This is a genomic window from Mesorhizobium sp. M0954, assembly GCF_040319155.1.
GTDB lineage: Bacteria > Pseudomonadota > Alphaproteobacteria > Rhizobiales > Rhizobiaceae > Mesorhizobium.
Map to the genome: position 1 here is coordinate 1 of NZ_JAMYNR010000021.1, position 23914 is coordinate 23914.

20 protein-coding genes are annotated in these 23914 nt (G+C 64.2%); 12 read left to right on the forward strand and 8 right to left on the reverse strand.

Features of this window, described 5'->3' with window-relative positions:
- Window positions 1–161: 161 nt before the first annotated feature.
- From dnaQ to NKH93_RS24390, 5 genes are all read right to left on the reverse strand, one after another.
- Window positions 162–884, reverse strand: coding sequence for a DNA polymerase III subunit epsilon (dnaQ, locus tag NKH93_RS24370; RefSeq protein ID WP_352770143.1), 723 nt, complete (start codon window positions 882–884; stop codon window positions 162–164).
- Between the two features lie 86 nt (window positions 885–970).
- Window positions 971–1573: a dephospho-CoA kinase gene (gene coaE, locus NKH93_RS24375; RefSeq protein WP_352473995.1), complete on the reverse strand. Its 603-nt coding sequence runs from the start codon at window positions 1571–1573 to the stop codon at window positions 971–973.
- Window positions 1570–2412 carry a shikimate dehydrogenase gene (locus NKH93_RS24380; RefSeq protein WP_352972421.1) on the reverse strand — a complete coding sequence of 281 codons (843 nt, stop codon included), beginning with the start codon at window positions 2410–2412 and terminating at the stop codon, window positions 1570–1572. The genes coaE and NKH93_RS24380 overlap by 4 nt, the downstream gene beginning before the upstream one ends.
- A complete protein-coding gene (locus NKH93_RS24385) occupies window positions 2405–3004 on the reverse strand; it encodes a Maf-like protein (protein WP_352473997.1) in 600 nt (199 codons plus the stop codon). The genes NKH93_RS24380 and NKH93_RS24385 overlap by 8 nt, the downstream gene beginning before the upstream one ends.
- Before the next feature lie 168 nt (window positions 3005–3172).
- Window positions 3173–3991 (reverse strand): pyruvate, water dikinase regulatory protein, encoded by an 819-nt coding sequence (locus NKH93_RS24390; protein ID WP_254817949.1) that lies wholly within the window; start codon window positions 3989–3991, stop codon window positions 3173–3175.
- A gap of 401 nt (window positions 3992–4392) precedes the next feature.
- Here NKH93_RS24390 and hemE point away from each other — a divergent pair, with 401 nt between their 5' ends.
- The 3 genes from hemE (at window position 4393) to rho (ending at window position 7401) form a co-directional block, all read left to right on the forward strand.
- Window positions 4393–5421 carry a uroporphyrinogen decarboxylase gene (gene hemE / locus NKH93_RS24395; protein ID WP_352972423.1) on the forward strand — a complete coding sequence of 343 codons (1029 nt, stop codon included), beginning with the start codon at window positions 4393–4395 and terminating at the stop codon, window positions 5419–5421.
- Window positions 5422–5426: 5 nt separating this feature from the next.
- Window positions 5427–5969 (forward strand): protoporphyrinogen oxidase HemJ, encoded by a 543-nt coding sequence (gene hemJ, locus NKH93_RS24400; protein WP_352614786.1) that lies wholly within the window; start codon window positions 5427–5429, stop codon window positions 5967–5969.
- Window positions 5970–6135: 166 nt separating this feature from the next.
- Complete coding sequence (gene rho, locus NKH93_RS24405; RefSeq protein ID WP_023675925.1) at window positions 6136–7401, forward strand: transcription termination factor Rho; 1266 nt, start codon at window positions 6136–6138, stop codon at window positions 7399–7401.
- A 49-nt stretch (window positions 7402–7450) separates the two neighbouring features.
- Here the strand turns inward: rho and NKH93_RS24410 are convergent, their stop codons facing one another.
- Window positions 7451–9469, reverse strand: coding sequence for a thioredoxin domain-containing protein (locus tag NKH93_RS24410; RefSeq protein WP_352972425.1), 2019 nt, complete (start codon window positions 9467–9469; stop codon window positions 7451–7453).
- A 58-nt stretch (window positions 9470–9527) separates the two neighbouring features.
- On the opposite strand from NKH93_RS24410, the gene mnmE reads away from it, so the two are divergent.
- From mnmE to NKH93_RS24435, 5 genes are all read left to right on the forward strand, one after another.
- Window positions 9528–10856, forward strand: coding sequence for a tRNA uridine-5-carboxymethylaminomethyl(34) synthesis GTPase MnmE (mnmE, locus tag NKH93_RS24415; protein WP_352820773.1), 1329 nt, complete (start codon window positions 9528–9530; stop codon window positions 10854–10856).
- Between the two features lie 389 nt (window positions 10857–11245).
- A complete protein-coding gene (gene mnmG, locus NKH93_RS24420; protein WP_352820771.1) occupies window positions 11246–13135 on the forward strand; it encodes a tRNA uridine-5-carboxymethylaminomethyl(34) synthesis enzyme MnmG in 1890 nt (629 codons plus the stop codon).
- Window positions 13132–13773, forward strand: a complete 642-nt coding sequence (gene rsmG, locus NKH93_RS24425; RefSeq protein WP_352820770.1) for a 16S rRNA (guanine(527)-N(7))-methyltransferase RsmG — start codon at window positions 13132–13134, stop codon at window positions 13771–13773. The genes mnmG and rsmG overlap by 4 nt, the downstream gene beginning before the upstream one ends.
- A 33-nt stretch (window positions 13774–13806) precedes the next feature.
- Complete coding sequence (locus NKH93_RS24430; protein WP_084642633.1) at window positions 13807–14607, forward strand: ParA family protein; 801 nt, start codon at window positions 13807–13809, stop codon at window positions 14605–14607.
- A 40-nt stretch (window positions 14608–14647) separates the two neighbouring features.
- Entirely contained in the window at window positions 14648–15529 is an 882-nt protein-coding gene (locus NKH93_RS24435) for a ParB/RepB/Spo0J family partition protein (RefSeq protein WP_352972427.1), read from the forward strand.
- Between the two features lie 224 nt (window positions 15530–15753).
- Here NKH93_RS24435 and holA read toward each other — a convergent pair whose 3' ends face one another.
- Window positions 15754–16800 carry a DNA polymerase III subunit delta gene (gene holA / locus NKH93_RS24440; RefSeq protein WP_352614672.1) on the reverse strand — a complete coding sequence of 349 codons (1047 nt, stop codon included), beginning with the start codon at window positions 16798–16800 and terminating at the stop codon, window positions 15754–15756.
- Between the two features lie 430 nt (window positions 16801–17230).
- On the opposite strand from holA, the gene NKH93_RS24445 reads away from it, so the two are divergent.
- From NKH93_RS24445 to lpdA, 4 genes are all read left to right on the forward strand, one after another.
- Window positions 17231–18463 carry a 3-methyl-2-oxobutanoate dehydrogenase (2-methylpropanoyl-transferring) subunit alpha gene (locus NKH93_RS24445; RefSeq protein ID WP_352818028.1) on the forward strand — a complete coding sequence of 411 codons (1233 nt, stop codon included), beginning with the start codon at window positions 17231–17233 and terminating at the stop codon, window positions 18461–18463.
- A 2-nt stretch (window positions 18464–18465) separates the two neighbouring features.
- Complete coding sequence (locus NKH93_RS24450; RefSeq protein ID WP_352770114.1) at window positions 18466–19479, forward strand: alpha-ketoacid dehydrogenase subunit beta; 1014 nt, start codon at window positions 18466–18468, stop codon at window positions 19477–19479.
- Window positions 19480–19489: 10 nt separating this feature from the next.
- Entirely contained in the window at window positions 19490–20881 is a 1392-nt protein-coding gene (locus NKH93_RS24455; protein ID WP_352820766.1) for a dihydrolipoamide acetyltransferase family protein, read from the forward strand.
- A gap of 263 nt (window positions 20882–21144) precedes the next feature.
- Window positions 21145–22539, forward strand: coding sequence for a dihydrolipoyl dehydrogenase (gene lpdA, locus NKH93_RS24460; protein WP_352820764.1), 1395 nt, complete (start codon window positions 21145–21147; stop codon window positions 22537–22539).
- 168 nt (window positions 22540–22707) lie between these two features.
- Here the strand turns inward: lpdA and NKH93_RS24465 are convergent, their stop codons facing one another.
- Window positions 22708–23811 carry a saccharopine dehydrogenase family protein gene (locus NKH93_RS24465; RefSeq protein ID WP_352820762.1) on the reverse strand — a complete coding sequence of 368 codons (1104 nt, stop codon included), beginning with the start codon at window positions 23809–23811 and terminating at the stop codon, window positions 22708–22710.
- Window positions 23812–23914: the final 103 nt, after the last annotated feature.

A 23914-nucleotide genomic window follows, 5' to 3' on the forward strand; every position in this document is an offset into this window, starting at 1 on the left:
CGTGTCCTCGAATGGCATCCCGAACCTCCCGGCGCAAAGCGCGCCAAACTGTTCGCGATGTCCTCGCACACCTGTTCGCGATGTCTCCGGTCCAAACACCCCCCTGAGGGGGAGATGTCCGGCAGGACAGAGGGGGGCGCGAAGGATCACTCCGGTCAAAATCACTGTGCCGCGGAACTCGCTTCCGGGGGGACGCGCAGCCACAGCGCTTTTTCGCCGAGGCTGCCAACCATGCCTGCGTGTGCTGCGCGCTCGGCATCGGTCAGGCGCGACGGCAAGGCGATCGGCCGCACACCGATCGAAATATCGATGTCGTCGACATCCTGCCTGCCGCCCGCCGGAGTCAGGATGCTGTCGAGGATAAGGCTTGCCTGCTTGCCGCCGATGAGCTCGATATAGACCTCGGCCAGCAATTCCGAATCGAGCAGCGCGCCGTGCTTGGTGCGGCGGCCGTTGTCGATGCCGTAGCGGCGGCAGAGCGCGTCGAGCGAATTGGGGCCCATCGGATGCTTGCGGCGCGCCAGCGCCAGCGTGTCGACGATCCGTCCCGGATCGATGGCCGGATGGCCAAGCCGGCCGAATTCGAGATTGAGGAAGCCGATGTCGAAGCCGGCATTGTGCGCGACCAGTTTGGCGCCGTCGATGAAGGCCAGAAACTCCTCGGCGATCTCCATGAAAGTCGGCTTGCCCTGAAGATCGGCGGCGCTGATGCCGTGCACGGCCTGCGCCTCGTGATGGATCTGGCGGCCTTGCGGGTTGATGTATTTGTGGAAGGTTCGGCCGGTCGGGAAGCGGTTGACCAGCTCGACGCCGCCAAGCTCGATGACGCGGTCCTCGCGCGTGTCGAGGCCGGTGGTTTCCGTATCGAAGATGATCTCACGCATCGAATCAGTCCACTGGTGCCGGCATCATTCTAGCCGAATCACACCAGGAACAAAATGGCAACAAGTAATGCGGGTCTGCAAGCCTCTTAACCAGGCCTGGCTGCCTTATCCACGACTAGTTCGGCGATGATGGCCTTGACGGCCGCGCGAGTGGCGTCAAAGCCCTGACCGGTGTCGATGACAAAGTCGGCGCGCCGGCGCTTTTCGGTGTCGGGAACCTGCCTGGCCAGGATCGACGCCAGTTTCTCCTCGTTCATGCCCGGCCGCGCCAGCACGCGGGCGCGCTGGACTTCGGGTGGCGCGGTGACGACCACGACCTTGTCGACGCGGTTGCGGCCGCCGGTCTCGAACAGCAGCGGTATATCGAGCACGGCAAGCGGCGCGCCGGCGGCACGATGTTCAGCCAGGAAGGCATCGGCGTCGGCACGGACCAGCGGATGGATGATCGCTTCCAGCCGTTTCAGCGCGGCGGCGTCGCCGAGCACCCGCTCCGCCAGTGCCGCGCGGTCGACCGCACCGGATCGGGTGGTGCCGGGAAAGGCCGCCTCGACCAAGGGCGCGGCCTTGCCGGCATAAAGGCGATGCACAGCCTCGTCGGAATCATGGACCGGCACGCCGGCCTCGGCGAACATCTTGGCCGCGGTCGATTTGCCCATGCCGATCGATCCGGTGAGGCCGAGCACGATCATTTTATCGCGCCGATATCGGCAATAATTATTTGCCGCAGTTCGGCGGTGACTTCTGGCCTGATGCCGAACCACCGCTCGAAGCCGGGCACCGCCTGGTGCAGCAGCATGCCGAGCCCATCGACGGTTCTCAGGCCGCGCGCTCTGGCGGTAGCAAGCAGCGGCGTCTCCAGCGGCACGTAGACGATGTCGGTGACGATGGCGCGGTCCGGCAGTCTGCCTGGATCCGCGGACAGGCCTTCATTGCCATGCATGCCGAGCGCTGTCGTGTTGACCAGCAGGCCGGCATCTTCGAGCAATTCGCCGGTCGCCGCGAGGTTGTGGGCGGAAACGCCGGCACCGAAGCGGTCGCGCAGCTCCTGCGCCCTCGCAAGCGTCCGGTTGACGATGCGGATGTCGCTGACGCCGCGCTGCTTCAGCGCATGGATGGCCGCGCGAGCGGCGCCGCCGGCACCGAGCACCACGGCGGGGCCGTTGGCCGCCCAGCCCGGTGCATATTCGTCCAGATTGGCGGCAAAGCCATGGGCATCGGTGTTGCCGCCGCACAATTCGCCATTCTCGAACCACAGTGTATTGACCGCACCGATCTGTTCGGCGTCGGCGTCACGCCGCTTGGCCAAAGCGAAGGCGGCTTCCTTGTGCGGGATGGTGACGTTGCCGCCGCGATAGCCTTGTGCCTGCAGCGCCTGCAGGAATTCGGCAAAGGCCTCCGGTGCAACGTCGATGGCCTCGTAGACGCCGTCGATGCCGTATTTCGCCAGCCAGTGGCCGTGGATCTTCGGAGACCTGGAATGCGCGATCGGGTGGCCGGTGACGAAGGCTTTTTTTGGGGCCTCAGCCATCGATCGCCCCGAACTCACGCAGCTTGGCCAGCACCGGCAAAAGTGGCAAGCCGACAATAGTAAAATAGTCGCCTTCGATTTTTTCGAACAGCTGGATGCCTTCGCCTTCGATCTGGTAAGCGCCGACACTGGACAACGCCTTGGCGCCGACGCGCGCCAGATGGCGGCCGATGAAGGCCGGATCGAGCTTGCGCATGGTCAGGCTGGCGATGCCGACATGCCGCCACAGAACCTGGCCGTCACGGCCGAGCACGACGGCGCTGTTGAGATGATGCGTCTTGCCCGACAGCGCCAGCAGATGACGGCGCGCTCCTTCCATGTCGGCCGGCTTGTGGAACAGCTCGTCGCCGAGCGACAGCGTCTGGTCGCAGCCGAGCACCAGGGCGCCGGGCTTGCGCTCACTGACGTCGGTGGCCTTGGCTTCGGCGAGCACCAGGGCGACGTCCTCCGGCGACACGCCAGTGTTCTGCAGCGGCGCCTCGAGCGCGCGCTCATCGACAGAAGCCGGAACCGCTTCGACAGTGACGCCGGCATTGACGAGCAGCGCTTTGCGGAACGGGCTGCCCGAGGCAAGGATGATTTTTTCGGCCATTTTTTTCGCCCGTTTGCTGGCGTCACTAGGGTGCGTCGAGATTCAGGTCAGGCCGCGCCGAAAATGGTGGCTTCCGAGAACCGGAGCGGAGCGTACATTTCGTACGTGAGCACCGGAAGCGCAGGAAACCGCCGTTTGCAGGCCGGCATCACCTGAATATCACACGCCCTAGCGCGTCTTGCCGCGCAGGGCAACGATGGCCGCCGCCGTCTCCTCGATCGAACGGCGGCTGACGTCGATCATCGGCCAGCCGTGCCGCGTGCATATCTGGCGGGCATAGGCGAGCTCTTCGGCGATCGCGGCGCGGTCGACATAGTCGGTCGGTTCGTAGGCGCTGGTGCCGAGAATGCGGTTCTGCCGGACCTGCGAGATCCGTTCGGCGGTGGCGACCAGGCCGACGATCAGCGGCCTCGTGGCATTGACCAGGCTTTCGGGCACCGGAACGCCGAGCACGATCGGGATGTTGGCGGTCTTGATGCCGCGATTGGCGAGATAGATGCTGGTCGGCGTCTTCGAGGTGCGGGAGATGCCGACGAGCACGATGTCGGCATCATCCATATTGGCCGGCAGCTGGCCATCGTCATGCTCCATGGTGAAGTTGAGCGCGTCGATGCGGCGGAAATATTCGGCGTCCAGCACATGCTGGGCACCGACGCGGCGGCCGGCCGGCGTGCCGAGATAGGACTGGAACACCGTCAGCACCGGTTCCAGCACCGAGACGCAAGGCAGGCCCATGGCCGCGCAGCGTTCGTCGATGCCGCGGGCAAGCTTCTGGTCGACCACCGTATAGAGGATGATGCCCGGCTCCTCCTCGATATCCTCAAACACCTTCGTCACCTGCTTTTCGGTGCGGATGAGCGGGTAGATATGTTCGATGGCGCGCGCGTCCTTGTATTGCGCGGAAGCCGCGCGGCCGGCGGCCAGCAGCGTTTCGCCGGTGGCGTCGGAAATCAGGTGAAGGTGAAAGAAGCTCTGCGGTTTGTTCACAGGATACATTCCAGGCTGTGGGCCGATGTGGATAAGCCGGGCGGGAAACTCGGCCACCGCAAAGCGACTGTATCAGATGGCGGTTTGTCCACAATTCGATGTGCTGTCGGCTTCTCCGGGCGGTTGGGGACAAGTCCGGGGACGGAGCTTTTTGCCTTCGCTTCATCCACAGGGGCAATTTCCCTGGCCTGGCGGCAACGCATTGACTCCAGTCGTAAATTCCCGACTTTCCACAAAGTCCTGCAATCCCGTTGGAGAAGCGCGCGACAATATGCTGGCTGGTCTTTTCGAGGGCAAAGCGGGACAGGAGACAACCACCACAACCAACAGACTCTTAGAATCATAAGATTCCTAAAAATAGAATATTTAATTATAGGGAAGCCTGGAAAGGCGAGCGCTCAATGCCTCAAGACCGGATCGTGCTGGACGTGTTGAGAGGCAAGGCGGCGTTTCCGCCACCGCTCTGGGTGATGCGCCAGGCCGGCCGCTATCTGCCGGAATACCGGGAGACGAGGAGACGGGCCGGATCCTTCCTCGATCTTTGCTACGACCCGGATCTCGCCGTCGAAGTGACGCTGCAGCCGATCGAACGCTTCGGCTTCGATGCATCGATCCTGTTTTCCGATATTCTTGTCGTGCCGCATGCGCTCGGCCGCGACGTGCGCTTCGAGGAAGGACGCGGCCCGCTGCTGACGCCGATCACGGCTGCGGAAATTGCGGCTCTCGACGGCGAAACGTTTCACGTGAATCTCGAGCCGGTCTACGAGACGGTGCGGCGGTTGCGCGCCAGACTGCCTGATGAAACGACGCTGATCGGCTTCTGCGGTGCGCCCTGGACGGTGGCGACCTACATGATTGCCGGCCACGGTACGCCCGACCAGGCGCCGGCCAGGCTGTTCGCCTATCGCGAGCCGGCGGCCTTTCTTCGGCTGCTGAAGGTGCTCGCCGATCATTCGGCTGCCTATCTGATCCGCCAGATCGCGGCCGGCGCCGACGTGGTGCAGATCTTCGATTCGTGGTCAGGCGTGCTCGACGAAGCGTCTTTCGAATTGTTCTGCGTCGAGCCGGTGGCCTCGATCGTCCGGCAAGTGGAGGCTGCCCATCCCAATGTTCCGGTCATCGGCTTTCCCAAGGGCGCGGGAGATCACTATCGAAGCTATCGCCAGAAGACCGGCGTGACCGGGCTGGGCCTCGACTGGACCGTGCCGTTGTCGAGCGCGAAGGAATTGCAGCGTGACGGCGCCGTGCAGGGCAATCTCGATCCGCTGCGGCTTGTAGCCGGCGGCAAAGCGCTTGCCGACGGCGTGGGGGCGATCCTGAAGGCGCTGGGCGACGGACCACTGATCTTCAACCTCGGCCACGGCATCACGCCGGAGACGCCGCTGGCGCATGTCGAGCAGATGGTGAAACTGGTGCGGAGCGCATCGTGACGATGATGGGCGCAGACAATGCGAACAGCACCAACAGCGGTCGAGGGGCGATGCGCCGCGCGGCAATTGCGATCGCCATCTTCCTGGTGCTGGCCGGGCTGCTGTTTTTCTTCGGGCCCGATGATTTCTATCCCTGGGCGAAGGCGATCCATGTGATTGCCGTCATCTCCTGGATGGCTGGCATGCTCTATCTGCCGCGCTTGCTGGTCTATCATGCCGATGCCGAAAAAGGCTCCGTCCAGTCGGAGACTTTCAAGGTGATGGAGCGCCGCCTGCTGCGCGGCATCATCAATCCGGCAATGGTGATCACCTGGGCATTCGGCCTGTGGCTCGCCTGGAAAGGCTTTGGTTTTCAAGGCGGCTGGCTGCATGCCAAGATCGCTGCGGTGGTTGGCCTGTCGGCCGTGCATGGCTATCTCGCCGGCGCCGTCCGGACATTTGCCGAAGACCGCAATGAAAAATCGGCAAGGCACTGGCGGATCGTCAACGAGATCCCTACATTGCTGATGATCGTCATCGTCGTTCTGGTAATCGTGAAACCGTTCTGACGTCTTCGGTTGCCCGCAAAAGGCGGCTTGCTCTTTCAACCGACCGACGATAAAAGACGGGTCTTCCTTCCCGTCATGCGCCGCCCATTTATCGCTTCGGCCGCGCCCGGCATTTGTCGCATCCCGCCGATATTTTTCCCAAAGCTTACTCAGAGTCCGTCTAATGATGCAAGAAATGAAGCTCACAGAGTTCAAGAACAAGAAACCGCCAGAGCTGATCGCTTATGCGGAATCGCTCGAGGTCGAGAACGCCAGCGTCATGCGCAAGCAGGAGCTGATGTTCGCGATCCTGAAGAGGCTGGCGACCCAGGATATCGAGATCATCGGCGACGGCGTCGTCGAAGTGCTGCAGGACGGCTTTGGCTTCCTGCGCTCCGCCAATGCCAACTATTTGCCAGGTCCCGACGACATCTATATTTCACCGTCGCAGATCCGGCGGTTCTCGCTGAAGACGGGCGATACGGTTGAAGGGCCGATCCGCAGCCCGAAAGAGGGCGAGCGCTATTTCGCGCTGCTCAAGGTCAACACGATCAATTTCGACGACCCGGAAAAAATCCGCCATAAAATTCATTTCGACAATCTGACGCCGCTTTATCCGACCTCGCGGCTGAAGATGGAGATGGAGGTTCCGACCTCCAAGGATATTTCGGCGCGCGTCATCGACCTGGTGGCGCCGCTCGGCAAGGGCCAGCGCGCGTTGATCGTGGCGCAGCCGCGCACCGGCAAGACGGTGCTGCTGCAGAACATCGCCCATTCGATCACCACCAACCATCCGGAATGCTATTTGATCGTGCTTCTGATCGACGAGCGGCCGGAGGAAGTCACCGACATGCAGCGCTCGGTGAAGGGCGAGGTGGTATCCTCGACCTTCGACGAGCCGGCGGTGCGCCACGTCCAGGTTGCCGAAATGGTCATCGAGAAGGCCAAGCGCCTGGTCGAGCACGGCCGTGACGTCGTCATCCTGCTGGATTCGATCACCCGCCTCGGCCGCGCCTACAACACCGTCGTGCCGTCATCCGGCAAGGTGCTGACCGGTGGTGTCGACGCCAACGCGCTGCAGCGGCCGAAGCGCTTCTTCGGTGCTGCCCGCAACATCGAGGAAGGCGGCTCGCTGACCATCATCGCCACGGCGTTGATCGATACCGGCAGCCGCATGGACGAGGTCATCTTCGAAGAGTTCAAGGGCACCGGCAATTCGGAAATCGTGCTCGACCGCAAGGTGGCGGACAAGCGCATCTATCCGGCCATGGACATCCTCAAATCCGGCACCCGCAAGGAGGACCTGCTGGTCCCGCGCCAGGACCTGCAGAAGATCTTCGTGCTGCGCCGCATCCTGGCGCCGATGGGAACGACCGACGCCATCGAGTTCCTTATCGACAAGCTCAAGCAGACCAAGACCAACGCGGATTTCTTCGATTCGATGAATACTTAAAGGGGGCAAGGCGCTGTCCCGCCGGCGTTCCGGTTCTGTGCACCTCGACCTATCGACGGCGCAACTGCCGCTCGAGTTCCTCAGCGTCGGTTATCGCCGGCAGGCAGACCTGCCCCGTGCAGAGCCAGGCGCCGGGCTCGGTCGTTGGCGGCAGGACGCCGCCTGGCAAGGCCGGCAGATTTGTCGCCGAGCCAACAGGCACGACGACGTCCACCCGGCGCGGGTCTGGATTTCGATTCGCAACCGGAGCAAGCCTTAGAGTCTCCGGTCTATCCACGATCACCAGCTTCAGCGGTTCAAGCGCCAAGGCACAGGCATTGACTATACCCGCCTGGCCATAGCCCTGGTGCTCCGCCCGCCCGCCCGCGTGCTCTGCGACTGTCCAGGCTTTTTCCCAGAGATCGAGATCGCCCGAAAGCGACGACAATCGGACCAGAGCCTCGATGATCTGGCCGGTAGCGGAAGGAATGGCTTCGTCGACATCGCCGCGGATGCGGATCGGCACATCCGCGCTGTCGGACGCGGTCAGATAGTAGCCGGTCTTGTCGCTGTCCCGGTGCCAAAGATCGAGTTGCTCAATGAAGTTCCCGGCGCGATCGATGTAGCCGGGATTGCCGGTCGCCTCGAACAGTGAGATGGCGGCGTTGGCCATGGCGGCATAGTCGCTCGACAGAGCCGGAAACAGCTTCTTTGCGCCGAGCATCGAATGCGGCAGGCGGCCGTCACGTCCGGCAGCCGCAATTGCGCCAAAGGCCGTTGCCGCCGCTTCGATCCAGTCGGATCGGCCAAGCGACCGTCCGGCCTCGGCAAGGGCTGCGATCATCAAGCCGTTCCAGTCGGTCAGGGCCTTGCCGTCACGCCCGGGCCGCACGCGCTGTTCCCTCGCTGCCAGCAGCCTTTGCTTGAGCGGAACCAGAAGGTCACGATCGATGACGCTCTGCGCCTGTTGAGCATCAGTCTGGCAAATGATCGGCTTGCCTTCCCAACCATGCGGGTCGGCAAGCGTGAAGTATTTGAAAAACAATGCTGAATCGTCGCCAAGGGCTGCTTCTAGCTCATCCCTGCTCCAGGTGTAGAACAACCCCTCCTCGCCCTCGCTATCGGCATCAAGGCTGGCGGCGAAGGCATCGCCCTCGACTCGCATTTCGCGCAACAGCCAGGCAATGGTCTCTTCGATTCGCAGCCGGAACAATTCCTCGCCGGTTGACGCATAGGCCCAATTGCACAAGCGGATGAGCTGGGCATTGTCGTAGAGCATTTTTTCGAAATGCGGGACCAGCCATTCGGCGTCGGTCGAGTAGCGGCTGAGTCCGCCGCCAATATGGTCATAGATGCCACCGGCCAGCATCTTTTCGAGGCTGAGGAGAACGGCGTCGCGGTGCGATGCGGTGCCGTCGCGCAGCCAGGTCAGCCAGAGGCTCTGCATGAACGGCGCGTTGGGGAATTTCGGCGCGCCGCGCAGACCGCCCAAATCGCGGTCGATCATGCCGTCAATGCCATTGGCGAGGTTCGCCAGCATGCCGCGGTCGAGCACGGCCTTGCCATGGCTGCCCGCCAGCCGCGTCTCGACATGCGTGGTCAGGCCGTCGGCACTCTGGTTAACGCTTTCTTTCTTCTCCCGCCAAGCCTTGTCAACCGCCTCCAGCACCTGGACGAAACCCGGCCGGCCGTAGCGGGCTTCGCGCGGAAAGTAAGTGCCACCCCAGAACGGCTTGCCGTCCGGGGTCAGGAACATGGTCAGCGGCCAGCCGCCCTGCTCGCCCATCGAGGACAGCGCCGCCATGTAGATCTGGTCGATGTCGGGGCGCTCCTCGCGGTCGACCTTGATATTGACGAAGAGACGGTTCATGACGGCGGCGACGTCGTCGTTCTCGAAGCTCTCATGCGCCATGACGTGGCACCAATGGCACGCGGCGTAGCCGACAGAGAGCAGGATCGGACGCTGCAGCACCTTTGCTTCGGCCAGAGCGGCGGGCGACCATGGCCGCCAGTGCACGGGATTGCCGCTGTGCTGCTGCAGATAGGGGCTGGCCTCTTCGGCAAGCAGGTTTTGTGCAGGCAATGTCACGGCACTACTCGATGCGGATTGAACAGGCATAGCTAGGGCGCTTCGGCAGAGCGGGCAAATGATTTCAAAAGACTCCATCGTGGCGCTGTCGAGCGGGCGCCTGCCGGCCGGCATTGCGGTGATCCGGATTTCCGGGCCGCAGAGTCGATTCGCTGTCGAAACGATTGCTGGATCGAAGGTGCCAAACCGCGTTGCCACCTATCGCAAGTTCCGGGCGCCCGACGGATCGGTGCTGGACAGCGGCCTGGTCGTCTTCTTTGCCGGTCCCGACAGTTTTACCGGCGAGGACGTTGCAGAGTTCCATGTGCATGGCGGGCGCGCCGTCGTGGCGAGGATGCTGGAAACGATCGCCTCCTGCGACGGCGTCAGGCATGCCGAGCCTGGCGAATTCACCCGCCGCGCCTTTCTCAACGGCAAGCTCGATCTGGTCGAGACCGAGGCGCTGGCCGATCTCATCAACGCTGAAACCGAGGCGCAGCGGCGCTTTGCCGTTCACAACGCCCAAGGCGTGCAGAGCGAACTCTATCTGGGCTGGCGCAGACGGCTGATCCACGCCCGCGCGATGATCGAGGCCGAGATCGACTTTGCCGACCAGGATGACGTGCCGGGCTCGGTCGCCGATACGGTCTGGTCCGATGTCCGGGCCATGATCGACGAAATCGAGCGCCATGTCGCCGGCTTCCGCGCTGCCGAAATTATCCGCGACGGGTTCGAAGTCGTCATCCTCGGCGCGCCGAATGCCGGCAAGTCCAGCCTGTTCAACGCCCTGGCGCGGCGCGAAGCGGCCATCGTCACCGACGAGCCGGGCACGACCCGCGACCTGCTCGAGGTGGTACTGGACCTGCAAGGGGTGCGGGTCAGGGTAACCGACACCGCCGGTCTGCGGGAGGCGCCCGGCAAGATCGAGGCGATCGGCATCGAGAAGGCCAGGACCAAGGCGCACAGCGCTGATCTGCTGTTGCTGCTGGAGGATCTGGCGGAGCCAATCGCGATCGGTATGCTGCCGGGCGACATTCAGGCGCTGAGGGTCGGAACAAAAATTGACCTGCTGGGGGGCAAATCGCCCTCGCCTGCGGCGCACTATGATTTCGCTATCTCGACGCGGGACGGCACGGGTCTGACCGAACTGCTGGACGAGATCGGGCGTCGTGCCGCAGTCCAGATCGGCAAGGCCGGCGATGTCCTGCCGTCGCGGCTGCGGCACGTCGAGCTGCTCAACGAGACGAAACGCTTCCTGCTCGCAGCAGTGGTCAGTGGTGATCGCGGCCAGGAGCTACGGGCCGAGGAACTGCGCCTGGCGGCGGATCGGCTTGGACGCATCGTTGGGGCGGTCGATGTCGAGGATATGCTGGACGTTATCTTTTCGCAGTTCTGTATCGGCAAATGACTCACGTGAAACATAGGGGAAGGAGCACACCGGGGTGATTCACGTGAAACATGGGCCCAGGAATAGGGGGGACTGTTTCACGTGAAACGATCTCGCTCGTAGCGTCTCCCCTTCTCCCCCAAAGGGGAGAAGGTGGCCGAGCGAAGCTCGGTCGGATGAGGGGTGTTCCAGCCTGGCACCAACAGTGCTCCGTCCAGCACCCCTCAACCGTCTTGGCGCTGCGCGCCAATCCACCTTCTCCCACAAAGGGGGGAGAAGGAAAGACAGGGCGGCGCCAGGCGATCTCTGTCTGCATTGTCGGGGGCAGTCATGCGTCTGAAGGCCCTGCGTCCTTGACAGCGCGTGTCTCCAGGGACATGTGTCGGTCCACTTGAATTCGGGATTCTGAAATGACCAATCACTATGATGTGGTGGTGGTGGGCGGCGGTCATGCTGGTTGCGAGGCGGCTAGTGCGGCCGCGCGGGCTGGCGCCAGAACGGCGCTGGTGACGCTGCGCTTCGACACGATCGGCGTGATGTCTTGCAATCCGGCGATCGGCGGCCTCGGCAAGGGCCACCTGGTTCGCGAGATCGACGCCATGGACGGGCTGATGGGGCGCGTCGCCGATGCCGCAGGCATCCAGTTCCGTTTGCTCAATCGCCGCAAAGGACCGGCGGTGCGCGGGCCACGGACGCAGGCCGACCGAAAACTCTATCGGCTCGCCATGCAGGCGGCGATTCGCGAACAGGCTGGCCTCGATGTCATCGAAGGCGAGGTGCTGGATTTCGAAATCAACGACGGGGAAATCGACGACGGACGCATCGCGGCGGTGCTGCTGGCGGATGGAAGCCGGCTCGCCTGCGGCGCCGTGGTGCTGACGACCGGCACTTTTCTGCGCGGGCTGATCCATATCGGCGAGAAGAAGATCGTCGCCGGCCGCATGAACGAGCAGGCGAGCATCGGCCTGTCGGCGACGATGAGCCGCGCCGGCTTCAAGCTCGGGCGGCTGAAGACCGGCACGCCGCCGCGGCTGGACGGCAGGACGATCGATTGGGCGTCACTGGAGAGCCAGGCGGCGGACGAGGACCCCGTGCCGTTCTCGCTGCTCACCGATCGCATCGAAAATCCGCAGATCCATTGCGGCATCACCCGAACGACCAATGCGACGCACGAGCTGATTCGCGCCAATCTCGGCCGCTCGGCCATGTATTCGGGCTCGATCGAAGGCGTCGGGCCGCGTTATTGCCCGTCGATCGAAGACAAGATCGTCAAGTTCGGTGACCGCGAAGGCCACCAGATCTTTCTGGAGCCGGAAGGGCTGGACGACGACACGGTGTACCCGAACGGCATTTCGACCTCGCTGCCCGAGGACGTGCAACTCGACATCCTGAAGACCATTCCGGGGCTGGAGCGGGCAACCATGCTGCAGCCGGGCTATGCCATCGAGTATGACCATGTCGATCCACGCGAGCTCAAGCCGACGCTGGAAACCAGGCGGATCGCCGGCCTTTTCCTCGCCGGCCAGATCAACGGCACCACCGGCTACGAGGAGGCCGGCGCGCAGGGGCTGCTTGCCGGCTTGAATGCAGCGCGCAAGGCGTCGGCGAGCGAGGAAATCTTGCTCAGCCGCACCGAAGCCTATATCGGCGTGATGGTCGACGATTTGACCAGCCGCGGCATTGCCGAACCCTACCGCATGTTCACCTCGCGGGCCGAGTTCCGGCTATCGCTGCGAGCCGACAACGCCGATGAGCGGCTGACGCCACTGGCGATAAGGCTGGGGATTGCCTCGCCGGAGCGGATGCAGCGGTTCAACAATAGTATGCAAGACCTTGAGAAGGCGCGACAGCTCGCCCTCGGCACCACCATGACCCCCAATGAGGCGGCGCGCCATGGGCTCGAAATCAACCGGGACGGCGTCCGCCGCTCGGCCTATGAGCTGCTGGCCTATCCCGGCGTCGACATCGCCTGGCTGGCGCGAATCGAGCCGGCTTTCGCGGCGATCGACAGCAAAACGGCGGAACGTCTTGAAACGGAAGCCAAATATTCTGTCTATCTCGACCGGCAGCAGGCCGATGTTTCGCAGATCAGGCATGAGGAGAGCAGGCTTATTCCCAAATCGCTCGACTTTGCTTCTGTTCCCGGCCTGTCGAACGAGTTGAAGCAGAAGATGCTGGCACGCCAGCCGCGCTCGATTGCCGATGCGCAACGCATGGAAGGCATGACGCCGGCGGCGCTGGCGATTATTGTCGCCCATGTCCGCAATGCCGAGGCGGCCGCGCGAAAGCAGGTCGCGTGAGCGCAGCGTCCTGGGCAAACCTGCAGGCGGCAGCGGGCCCGGTTTCACGTGAAACATTCGATCGCCTGGTCGAGTTCGAGGCCGTCTTCCGGAAATGGAACCGCCGGATCAATCTGGCCGCGCAATCGACGCAGGACGATGTCTGGCGCCGCCACATCCTCGACAGCGCGCAGCTGGCGCGAATCAAACCAGAGGCGAAGCGCTGGGTCGATCTCGGCTCCGGCGGTGGGTTTCCCGGCCTTGTGCTGGCCTTTTTGCTTGCCGAGCGGGACGGCGCCGGTATCGACCTGGTTGAAAGCAACCGGAAAAAAGCATCGTTCCTGCAAGCGGTCATCGGACAGTTCAGCCTGCCCGCCAAGGTTATCGCGCGCCGCATCGACGACAGCTATCCCCTTGTTCCTGCACCGCAAATCGTCACAGCCAGGGCACTCGCCTCGCTGCCCGACCTGCTCGACCTGGCGGCACCGTGGCTGATCAAGGGTTCGCGCGGCCTGTTTCACAAAGGCCGGGATTACCGCGCCGAAGTGGCAGAAAGCGCTCAACGATGGTCTTTCGATCTGGTAGAACATGCCAGTGCAACCGACGCGCAGGGCGTCATTCTCGAAGTATCCGACTTGCGACAGCACCCTGGCTTGTGACCGGCGACCCAAATGAATTTCTGGCATAGACCCATGATGAAGAACGGCCCCCGAATCATCACCGTCGCCAACCAGAAGGGCGGCGTCGGCAAGACGACGACCGCCATCAATCTGGCCACCGCGCTGGCGGCAATAGGCGAACAGGTGCTGATCGTCGATCTCGACCCGCAGGGCAATGCCAGCACCGGGCTTGGCATCGACCGGCGCGACCGCACCGTCTCGTCCTATGACGTGCTGACCGGCGAACTGGATCTCGAAGCGGCGGCGATCCCGACGGCGGTGCCTGGCCTGTCGATCGTACCGTCGACGCTCGACCTGCTCGGCATCGAGATGGAAATCGCCTCGGCGCCGGATCGAGTGCTGCGGCTGCGCAACGCGCTGCGGGCTTCGGCTGAGCGCTCGGCCAATTTCGGCTATGTGCTGATCGACTGCCCGCCGTCGCTCAACCTGCTGACACTGAATTCGATGGCTGCGGCGGATTCGGTGCTGGTGCCGCTGCAGTGCGAGTTTTTCGCGCTGGAGGGCCTGAGCCAGCTTTTGGAGACGGTCGAGCAGGTGCGCCGCTCGATCAACCCCGACCTGACGATCCAGGGCATCGTGCTGACCATGTTCGACGGGCGCAACAATCTCGCCAACCAGGTGGTGCAGGATGTGCGGGCGCATATGGGCGACAAGGTCTATGAAACCGTCATCCCGCGCAATGTCCGCGTTTCCGAGGCGCCGTCCTACGGCAAACCGGCGATTCTCTACGACCTCAAATGTTCGGGCAGCCAGGCCTATCTGCAGCTTGCTTCGGAAGTCATCCGCCGCGAGCGCAAATTGCGTGCTGCCTGAACAATAAGCCGATTCGACACCGAAACGATCTGGACGGACGATGAACGAAGACCCTTCGAGGAAAAGACTGGGACGGGGACTGGCGGCGCTGATCGGCGAAATCGATCGCCCGGCGGCACCGGAAAAGCCCGGGCTGGCGGCCGACGGCAAGGTGCCGATCGAGTTCCTCAGCCCCAATCCCAAAAACCCGCGCCGGCATTATGGCGACGCCGACCTGACCGACCTCGCCCAGTCGATCCGCGAACATGGCGTGGTGCAGCCGGTGGTGGCGCGGCCGTCGAAAACCCAAACGGGCCGCTACGAGATCATCGCAGGCGAGCGTCGTTGGCGCGCGGCGCAACGCGCCGGGCTGACCGAAATCCCGATCATCGTACGCGACGTCAACGATCGCACGGCGCTCGAGCTGGCGATAATCGAAAACGTCCAGCGTACCGACCTCAACCCGGTCGAGGAGGCGCTCGGCTACCAGCAGCTGATCGACGACCACGGCTATACCCAAGCCGATCTCGGCCAGGTGATCGGCAAGAGCCGCAGCCATGTCGCCAATACGCTGAGGCTGCTCAAGCTGCCCGACGTCATCCGCGACATGCTGGTCGACGGGGCGCTCTCTGCCGGCCACGCCCGTACCCTGGTGACGGCCAACGACCCGGCCGGGCTTGCCAAGCGGATCATCGACGAGGGGCTTTCGGTGCGCCAGGCCGAGGCGCTGGCGCAAATGCCGGTCGGCGCGCCGGCGGCAAAGCGCCAGCCCGCGCCCCCGCCGCAAAAGGATGCCGACACACTGGCGCTGGAGCGGCTGATGACCAGCACGATCGGCATGATCGTCACGATCGAGCACAACCAGCGCGGCGGCGTGATCAGCGTCGCCTACCGGACGCTGGAGCAGCTCGACGAGCTTTGTCGAAGGCTGAAGCGGGAGTAGGTAGGTTGCTAAAATTAGCCGGCAAAGAACGTTTTGCTGCCGCGCGGTGATTGGCGAAATCGTCGAAGTAGTTAATCTCCTTGAGGGGGAGACGGCCGGCAGGCCAGAAGGGGTCGTCAAATTTCAAGCGCCCACGTCCTCTGTCTTCGCGGAAGGGGCTGGTGTTTTACGCGCTGTGACCCCCTCTGTCGCCTTTGGCGACATCTCCCCCTCAAGGAGGAAGATCAGGTGCGCTGCGCCAGCCTTGCGCTCTCCACTGCGATGCCGAGCAGGGCCTGGCGTGCCAGCGCGACCGACAGATCCGGCCGCCGGCGTGTCTGCAGCACCGCCGTCTGCAGGCGGTTGAGGGCGCGCCCGAGCGCCTCGCTGCTCCAGCGTTCGAGGGCTTTCTCGACCAGCTTGCGCCTGGAGAAAAACACCGGCGGGCGCGCCGCGGCAACGACCGAAGCGGCATTGCGGCCGCCGGCGTCCATCAGGCCGCGCATCGCCTGGATCGCCTGCAACTGCCGCATCGCCGATGAAAGTACCAGAAAGGGCTGGCCGCCGGACTGGCAATGGCGGGTGAAGGCGGTGTCGAAGTCGGCGATCCTGCCTTCGAGCAGGGCGTCGACGGCCGCATCGAAGGAGAGGCCGGACACATCGCCGGATGTCGCCTTGACGTCGTCGAGGCCGATTTCGGCCTGGCCATGCGCATAAAGCACCAGCTTTTCGATTTCACCGCGCGAGGCCAGCCGGTCGCCGCCGAGATTGCGGCGCAGCGCCTGCCGCGCTTCCAGTGTCATCGACATGCCGGCCTTGCGCAGTTCGTCGTCGATGACCGTATCGATATCCCTGGCCTCATCGGCATAGCAAGGCAATGCCATGGCATTGTCCGCCGCCTCCACCACGGCGCGCAGGCCGACGCCCTTCTTCAGGTCGCCGGCCTCGATGAGGATGATGGCGTCCCGCGCGGGCTCCGACGTCAGCGCCTTGACGTCATCGGCAAGCGCCTTCTGAGCGCCGGCGTTGCGCACCCATAGCAGGCGCCGCTCCGAAAACATCGGCACGGTGCGCGCCTCGTCGAGCAGACGGCCCTCGTCGCGATCGACTTCCGATCCGTCCAGCCTGACGACCGAGAACGGATCGTCGAGCGGCAGGCCGGTCTTGCCGGCAAAGGCCTTTGCCCGCTCGGCAACCAGCCCGCGATCGGGACCGTAAAGCAGCACGATCGAGACGCGCGGATCCGGCTTCGCGAGCCATGCATCGACCTCGTATGCTTTCTTTTGTGCCATGGGCGCTGATTAGCATGACGCGGGCGCGGGGTGAACGGCGCCGCCCTCCTTTCCTTCTCCCCCTTGTGGGAGAAGGTGGATTGGCGCGCAGCGCCAAGACGGTTGAGGGGTGCTGGCCGGAGCGCTGTTGGTGCCAAGCTGGAACACCCCTCATCCGACCGAGCTTCGCTCGGCCACCTTCTCCCACAAGGGGAGAAGGAGGTGCTCGTGCCGCCCAACCCGACGCATTGCCTTATCTGGCGGGAAACCCGGCGCAATCATCTCCCAAATTGCGCGCCGGCGCGGAAGATCGACAAGAAATTTCGCCGACATATCTCCATCCTGTCGGCCGCGGGCAGCAGCCAGCGGCAGCGAAGCCTCGCCCGACGAATTGGCACTGGTCTGGCGGTGTGCAAATATCCTGGCCGGGCAACAGTGGAGGACCGAGATCATGGCCGATGCTGGAATGCTGCGCTTCCATGTTCCGGAACCGGAAGTGCGGCCGGGCGGGACGCCGGATTTCTCCAATGTGAGCATTCCAAAGGCTGGCTCGGTGCCGCGCCCGAAGATCGACGTCGACCCGCGCGACATCCGCGATCTGGCCTTCTCGATCATCCGCGTGCTCAACCGCGCCGGCGAGGCGGTCGGGCCGTGGGCAGGGCTGCTTTCGGACGACGAGTTGCTGGAGGGGCTGCGCCATATGATGACGCTGCGCAGCTTCGATGCGCGCATGCAGATGGCGCAGCGCCAGGGCAAGACCTCTTTCTACATGCAGCATCTCGGCGAAGAGGCAGTGAGCTGCGCCTTCCGCAAGGCGCTGTCGCGGGGCGACATGAATTTTCCGACCTATCGGCAGGCCGGCCTGCTCATCGCCGACGGCTACCCGATGGTCACGATGATGAACCAGATCTATTCGAACGAGGCCGATCCGCTGAAAGGGCGGCAATTGCCGATCATGTATTCGTCGAAGGAGCACGGCTTCTTCTCGATCTCCGGCAATCTGGCGACGCAGTACATCCAGGCGGTCGGCTGGGCGATGGCCTCCGCAATCAGCAACGATTCAAAGATCGCCGCCGCCTGGATCGGCGACGGCTCGACCGCCGAGTCCGACTTCCATTCGGCGCTGGTGTTCGCCTCGACCTACAAGGCGCCGGTCGTGCTCAACGTCGTCAACAACCAGTGGGCGATCTCGACCTTCCAGGGCATCGCCCGCGGCGGTTCCGGCACTTTTGCCGCCCGTGGGCTCGGCTTCGGCATCCCGTCGCTGCGCGTCGACGGCAACGACTATCTCGCCGTCCATGCGGTGGCCAAATGGGCGGCGGAACGGGCGCGCAGCAATCTCGGGCCGACGCTGGTCGAATACGTCACTTACCGCGTCGGCGCCCATTCGAGCTCCGACGACCCGTCGGCCTACCGGCCGAAGGCCGAGTCCGATGCCTGGCCGCTCGGCGACCCGATCGTCAGGCTGAAGAACCATCTCATCCAGCGCGGCGTCTGGTCGGACGAACGCCACGCCCAGGCCGAGGCGGAAATCCTCGACACGGTGATTTCGGCGCAGCGGGAGGCCGAGCGCCATGGCACGCTGCATGCCGGCGGCAAGCCCTCGACGCGCGACATGTTCGAGGGCGTCTATGCCGAGATGCCGCCGCATCTCAGGCGCCAGCGCCAACAGGCAGGGGTCTGACCATGCCGCGGCGGACCATGATCGAGGCGATCCGCGACGCCATGGACGTGTCGATGGCGCGCGACAGCCAAGTCATCGTGTTCGGCGAGGATGTCGGCTTCTTCGGCGGCGTCTTCCGCTGCACGCAAGGCCTGCAGGCGAAATACGGCAAGGGCCGCTGCTTCGATGCGCCGATCAGCGAATCCGGCATTGTCGGCGCGGCCATCGGCATGGCCGCCTACGGGCTGAAGCCTTGTGTCGAGGTGCAGTTTGCCGACTATGTTTATCCAGCCTACGACCAGATTGTCTCGGAAGCGGCGCGGCTGCGCTACCGGTCGAACGGCGATTTCACCTGCCCGATCGTCGTGAGAATGCCGACCGGCGGCGGCATTTTCGGCGGCCAGACCCACAGCCAGAGCCCGGAGGCGCTGTTCACCCACGTCTCCGGCCTGAAAGTCGTGGTGCCCTCGAACCCGCATGACGCCAAGGGCTTGCTGATCGCGGCGATCGAGGATCCGGACCCGGTGATCTTCCTGGAGCCGAAGCGGCTTTATAACGGCCCCTTCGACGGTCATCATGAGCGGCCGGTAACGCCATGGTCGAAACATGAGCTCGGCGAGGTTGCCGACGGCCATTACACGGTGCCGCTCGGCAAGGCGGTGATCCGACGGCCGGGTGCGGCAGTCACCGTGCTTGCCTATGGCACGATGGTCTATGTCGCCCAGGCGGCAGCCGAGGAGACCGGCATCGATGCCGAGATCATAGATCTGAGGACACTGCTGCCGCTCGATCTCGAGACGATCGTCGCATCGGTCAACAAGACCGGGCGCTGCGTCATCGTGCACGAGGCGACGCTGACATCGGGGTTCGGCGCCGAACTTTCGGCGCTGGTTCAGGAGAGCTGCTTCTACCATCTGGAAGCGCCGGTGGCGCGGGTCACCGGCTGGGACACGCCCTATCCGCATGCGCAGGAGTGGGACTATTTTCCCGGTCCTGCCCGGCTAGGCCGCGCGCTGGTCGAAACGATGGAAGCCTGAAGAGGGAACGATGGGCGAATATGTCATCAAGCTGCCCGATGTCGGCGAAGGCGTCGCCGAGGCCGAGCTCGTCGAATGGCAGGTCAAGGTCGGCGATCTCGTGCGCGAGGACGCCGTGCTTGCCGCTGTCATGACCGACAAGGCGACGGTCGAAATTCCGTCGCCCGTCGATGGCGAGATCGTCTGGTTGGGCGCCGAGATCGGCGACACGGTGGCGATCGGCTCGCCGATTGTCAGGTTGAAGGTGGCCGGCGAGGGAAATGTGAACGCAGGCGCGAAATCGGCGGAGGGTGAGGCGGCACCTACCCCCACCCCTAGCCCCTCCCCACAAGGGGGAGGGGGACGAGCTTCGGCCGCCAAAGCCGAAGCCAGGTCCAGCTCGCCCTTGGTCGGGCATGTGCCAAGAACCGAGGGCGCACGAACGGCGGATACGGAGTCCTTCTCCCCCTTGTGGGGAGGGGTTAGGGGTGGGGGTACTGCGCCGGCTTTCGGGGGTATAGCGCCGGTCGGTGCGCCGCGCCCCGAGGGAGAAAAGCCACTGGCCTCGCCGGCCGTCCGCCTCAGGGCGAAAGAGGCCGGCATCGACCTTCGGCAGGTCCCGGGAACCGGCCCGGCCGGGCGTATCCGGCACGAGGATATCGAGGCTTTCCTGGCGCGCGGACCCCGGCTCGCCAAGGTTTCCGGCCTTGCCCGCAACGAGGCGGTCGAGGACATCAAGATAGTCGGGCTCAGGCGAAAGATCGCCGAGAAGATGACGCTGGCCAAGTCGCGCATCCCGCATATCACCTATGTCGAGGAGATCGACGTCACCGCGCTCGAGGATTTGCGCGCCGCGCTCAACAAGGAGAAGCGGCCGGGCGCAGACAGGCCGAAGCTGACGCTGCTGCCGTTCCTGATGCGGGCGATGGTCAAGGCAATCGCCGACCAGCCCAATGTCAACGCACTGTTCGACGACGAAGCCGGCATCGTCCACCAGCATGGCGGCGTCCACATCGGCATCGCCGCGCAGACGGCTTCCGGGCTGATGGTGCCGGTGGTCAAGCACGCCGAGGCGCGCGACATCTGGGACTCTGCAGCCGAGGTTGTCAGGCTGGCCGAGGCGGCAAAATCCGGCACGGCGACGCGCGACGAGCTCTCGGGCTCGACCATCACCATCACTTCGCTGGGCGCCATGGGCGGCGTGGCGACGACGCCGGTGATCAATCATCCGGAAGTGGCGATCGTCGGCGTCAACAAGATGATGGTGCGGCCGGTATGGGACGGCAGCCAGTTCATCCCGCGCAAGATGATGAACCTGTCCTCCAGCTTCGACCACCGCGTCGTCGACGGCTGGGATGCAGCGGTATTTATCCAGCGGATAAAGACGCTACTGGAGACGCCGGCGCTGATTTTTGTGGACTGAGGAGATGAGAACGGTCGCAAAGGCCCCCTCGCCCGGCAGCATGGGGCGCCGGGACGCTGGCTCCCCCTTCTCCCCTTGTGGGAGAAGGTGTCGCCGAAGGCGACGGATGAGGGGTGCTCCAGCTTGGCACCTACCGCACTCCGTCCAACACCCCTCATCCGTCTCGGCGCTACGCGCCGATCCACCTTCTCCCACAGGGGGAGAAGGAAAGGTGCGCAGCGGCCGGATGGTGGGGCATTTATCCCCGAAAGGACGCAGCTGACATGAAGGAAATCTCCTGCAAGCTGCTGGTCATCGGCGCCGGTCCGGGCGGCTATGTCTGTGCCATCCGCGCCGGGCAGCTTGGCATCGACACGGTGATCGTCGAGGCAGGCAAACCGGGCGGAACTTGCCTCAATGTCGGCTGCATCCCGTCAAAGGCGCTGATCCATGCAGCCGAAGAGTTCGAAAAGCTCTCGCACATGGCCGGCGGCAAAAGTCCACTCGGCATAACGGTCGCGGCACCGTCGCTTGATCTCGCCGCGACCATTGCCTGGAAAGACGGCATCGTTAGCCGGCTGAACAACGGCGTCGCCGGCCTGCTGAAGAAAGCTGGCGTGAAGACGGTGCATGGCTGGGCGACATTTCGCGACGGCAAGACCGTTGCCGTCGAGACCGAGATCGGCATGCAGGTGATCCGAGCCGAAACGGTCGTGATAGCGACCGGCTCGGCGCCGGTCGAGCTGCCGTCGCTGCCGTTCGGCGGGCCGGTCATTTCGTCGACCGAGGCGCTGGCGCTGAGCGAAGTTCCGGAGAGGCTGGCGGTGGTCGGCGGCGGCTATATCGGGCTGGAACTCGGCATCGCCTTTGCCAAGCTGGGCGCCAAGGTGACCGTGGTCGAGGCGTTGCCGCGCGTGCTGGCGCAATATGATGCGGAACTGACCCGGCCGGTGGTGAAGCGGCTGGCCGAACTCGGCATCGAGGTGCTCGTGAACGCCAAGGCCAAGGGGCTGTCCACTAAGCGCGACGCGCTGCTGGTCGAGACGAATGGCGGCAAGAACGGCAAGATCGCTGCCGACAAGGTGCTGGTCACGGTCGGTCGCAAGCCGGTAACCGAAGGCTGGGGGTTGGAGCAGATCGACCTCGACATGGCCGGACCCTTCATCCGCATCGACGACCAGTGCCGCAGCTCGATGCGCGGCCTCTTTGCCATTGGCGACGTCACCGGCGAGCCGATGCTGGCGCATCGGGCCATGGCGCAAGGCGAAATGGTCGCCGAGATCGTCGCCGGCCACAAGCGCAGCTGGGACAGACGAGCGATCCCGGCTGTCTGTTTCACCGATCCGGAGCTGGTCACCGCAGGCCTGTCGCCGGAGGAGGCCAAGACCCGTGGCGAGATCAAGGTCGGACTGTTTCCCTTCACCGCCAATGGCCGGGCGATGACGAAGTTGGGCGAGGACGGATTCGTCCGGGTAGTGGCGCGGGCGGACAACCATCTGGTGCTTGGCATCCAGGCCGTCGGCCAGGGCGTGTCGGAACTGTCGACGGCGTTTGGGCTGGCGCTGGAGATGGGCGCGACGCTGGAGGACATCGCCGGGACGATCCATGCCCATCCGACACAGGGCGAGGGTTTTCCGGAAGCGGCGCTGAAGGCGCTGGGGCACGCACTGCATGTCTGATGGCTCGCGCTCTCCCCCCTTGAGGGCGAGATGGCCGGCAGGCCAGAGGGGGTCGGTTCGACTGGATGCGACCTCCCTTGCGACAGATGGAGGTTGGCGCTCTACGCGAGGCGACCCCCTCCGTCGCCTTCGGCGACATCTCCCCCTCGAGGGGGGAGATTACGCAGCTCATCCTGCAAGCCGGCTAACCATCTCGTGCTGCGCATAGGCGCGGCCGAAGCGGTTGGCCAGGAACGCGTCGAGCGCGATGTCCTCCTGCTTGATGAAGCCCCTGGCCGGCAAGCTGCCGTCGGTGAGCATGTCGAGCACCGCGCAGATGGCCGATGCGGTGGTGATCTGGATGGCGCTGCGCACCGTTTCGCCGTCGCGCCTGGCGTAGATCTTGTTGGCGTAGGTCTCCTGCAGCAGACGGCCGTTCTTGCGGCCGCTGACGGTGACGAAGACGATAACCACGTCCTGCAGCGTTGCCGGCAGGGCGCTTTCGAAAATGTCCTTCAGCACGTCGCGGCGGTGCCGCAGGCCGAGGTCGTTGAGCAGCGCCTTCATGATCGCCGCATGGCCGGGATAGCGGATGGTGCGGTAGTTCAGCGTGCGCACTCTGCCCTTCAGCGTTTCGGCCAGCGTGCCCAGCCCGCCCGAGGTGTTGAACGCCTCATAGGTGACGCCGTCGAGCGAGAATTCTTCACGCTCCTCGAGCGGCGGCACTTCGATCAGTTCGCCTTCGACGATCGCCTCGCAAGGCTCGCAATATTCGTTGATGACGCCGTCGGTGCTCCAGGTCAGATTGTAGTTCAGCGCATTCGACGGGTACTGCGGCAGCGCGCCGACCCGCATGCGCACGCTTTCCAGCGTGTCGAAGCGGCTGGCGAGATCGTTGGCAACGATCGAGATGAAGCCGGGCGCCAGACCGCATTGCGGGATGAAGGCGCTGTTGCCGGAGCGCGCCAGTTCCTTGACCCGCCTGGTGCTGACGACGTCCTCGGTCAGATCGAGATAGTGCACGCCGGCGCTGGCCGCCGCCTCGGCGATGCGCGTGGTCAGATGGAAGGGCGCGGCGCTGAGCACCGCGAATTTGCCGGCCAGGGCCGCTTCGAGGGTGCCGGCGGCCTCGATGTCGAGTTCCAGCGTCTCGACCGTTTCAGGCAGTTCGGCCGCGCCGAGCTGCGCCGCCGAGCGGTCGACGAGCGTAACATGGTAGTTGCCCGTGGAAGCCAGCATCTCGGCAATGGTCGAGCCGATCTTGCCGGCGCCGACGACGATGATTTCCTTCATGACCGGTCCCTCGCACCAATGCTAAATTCACGGTTAGAATCGCAGCTTGCCTGTCGAAAGGAAGCGTGAGATTGTACGAAACGCAACCTCTCTTTGGGCAATG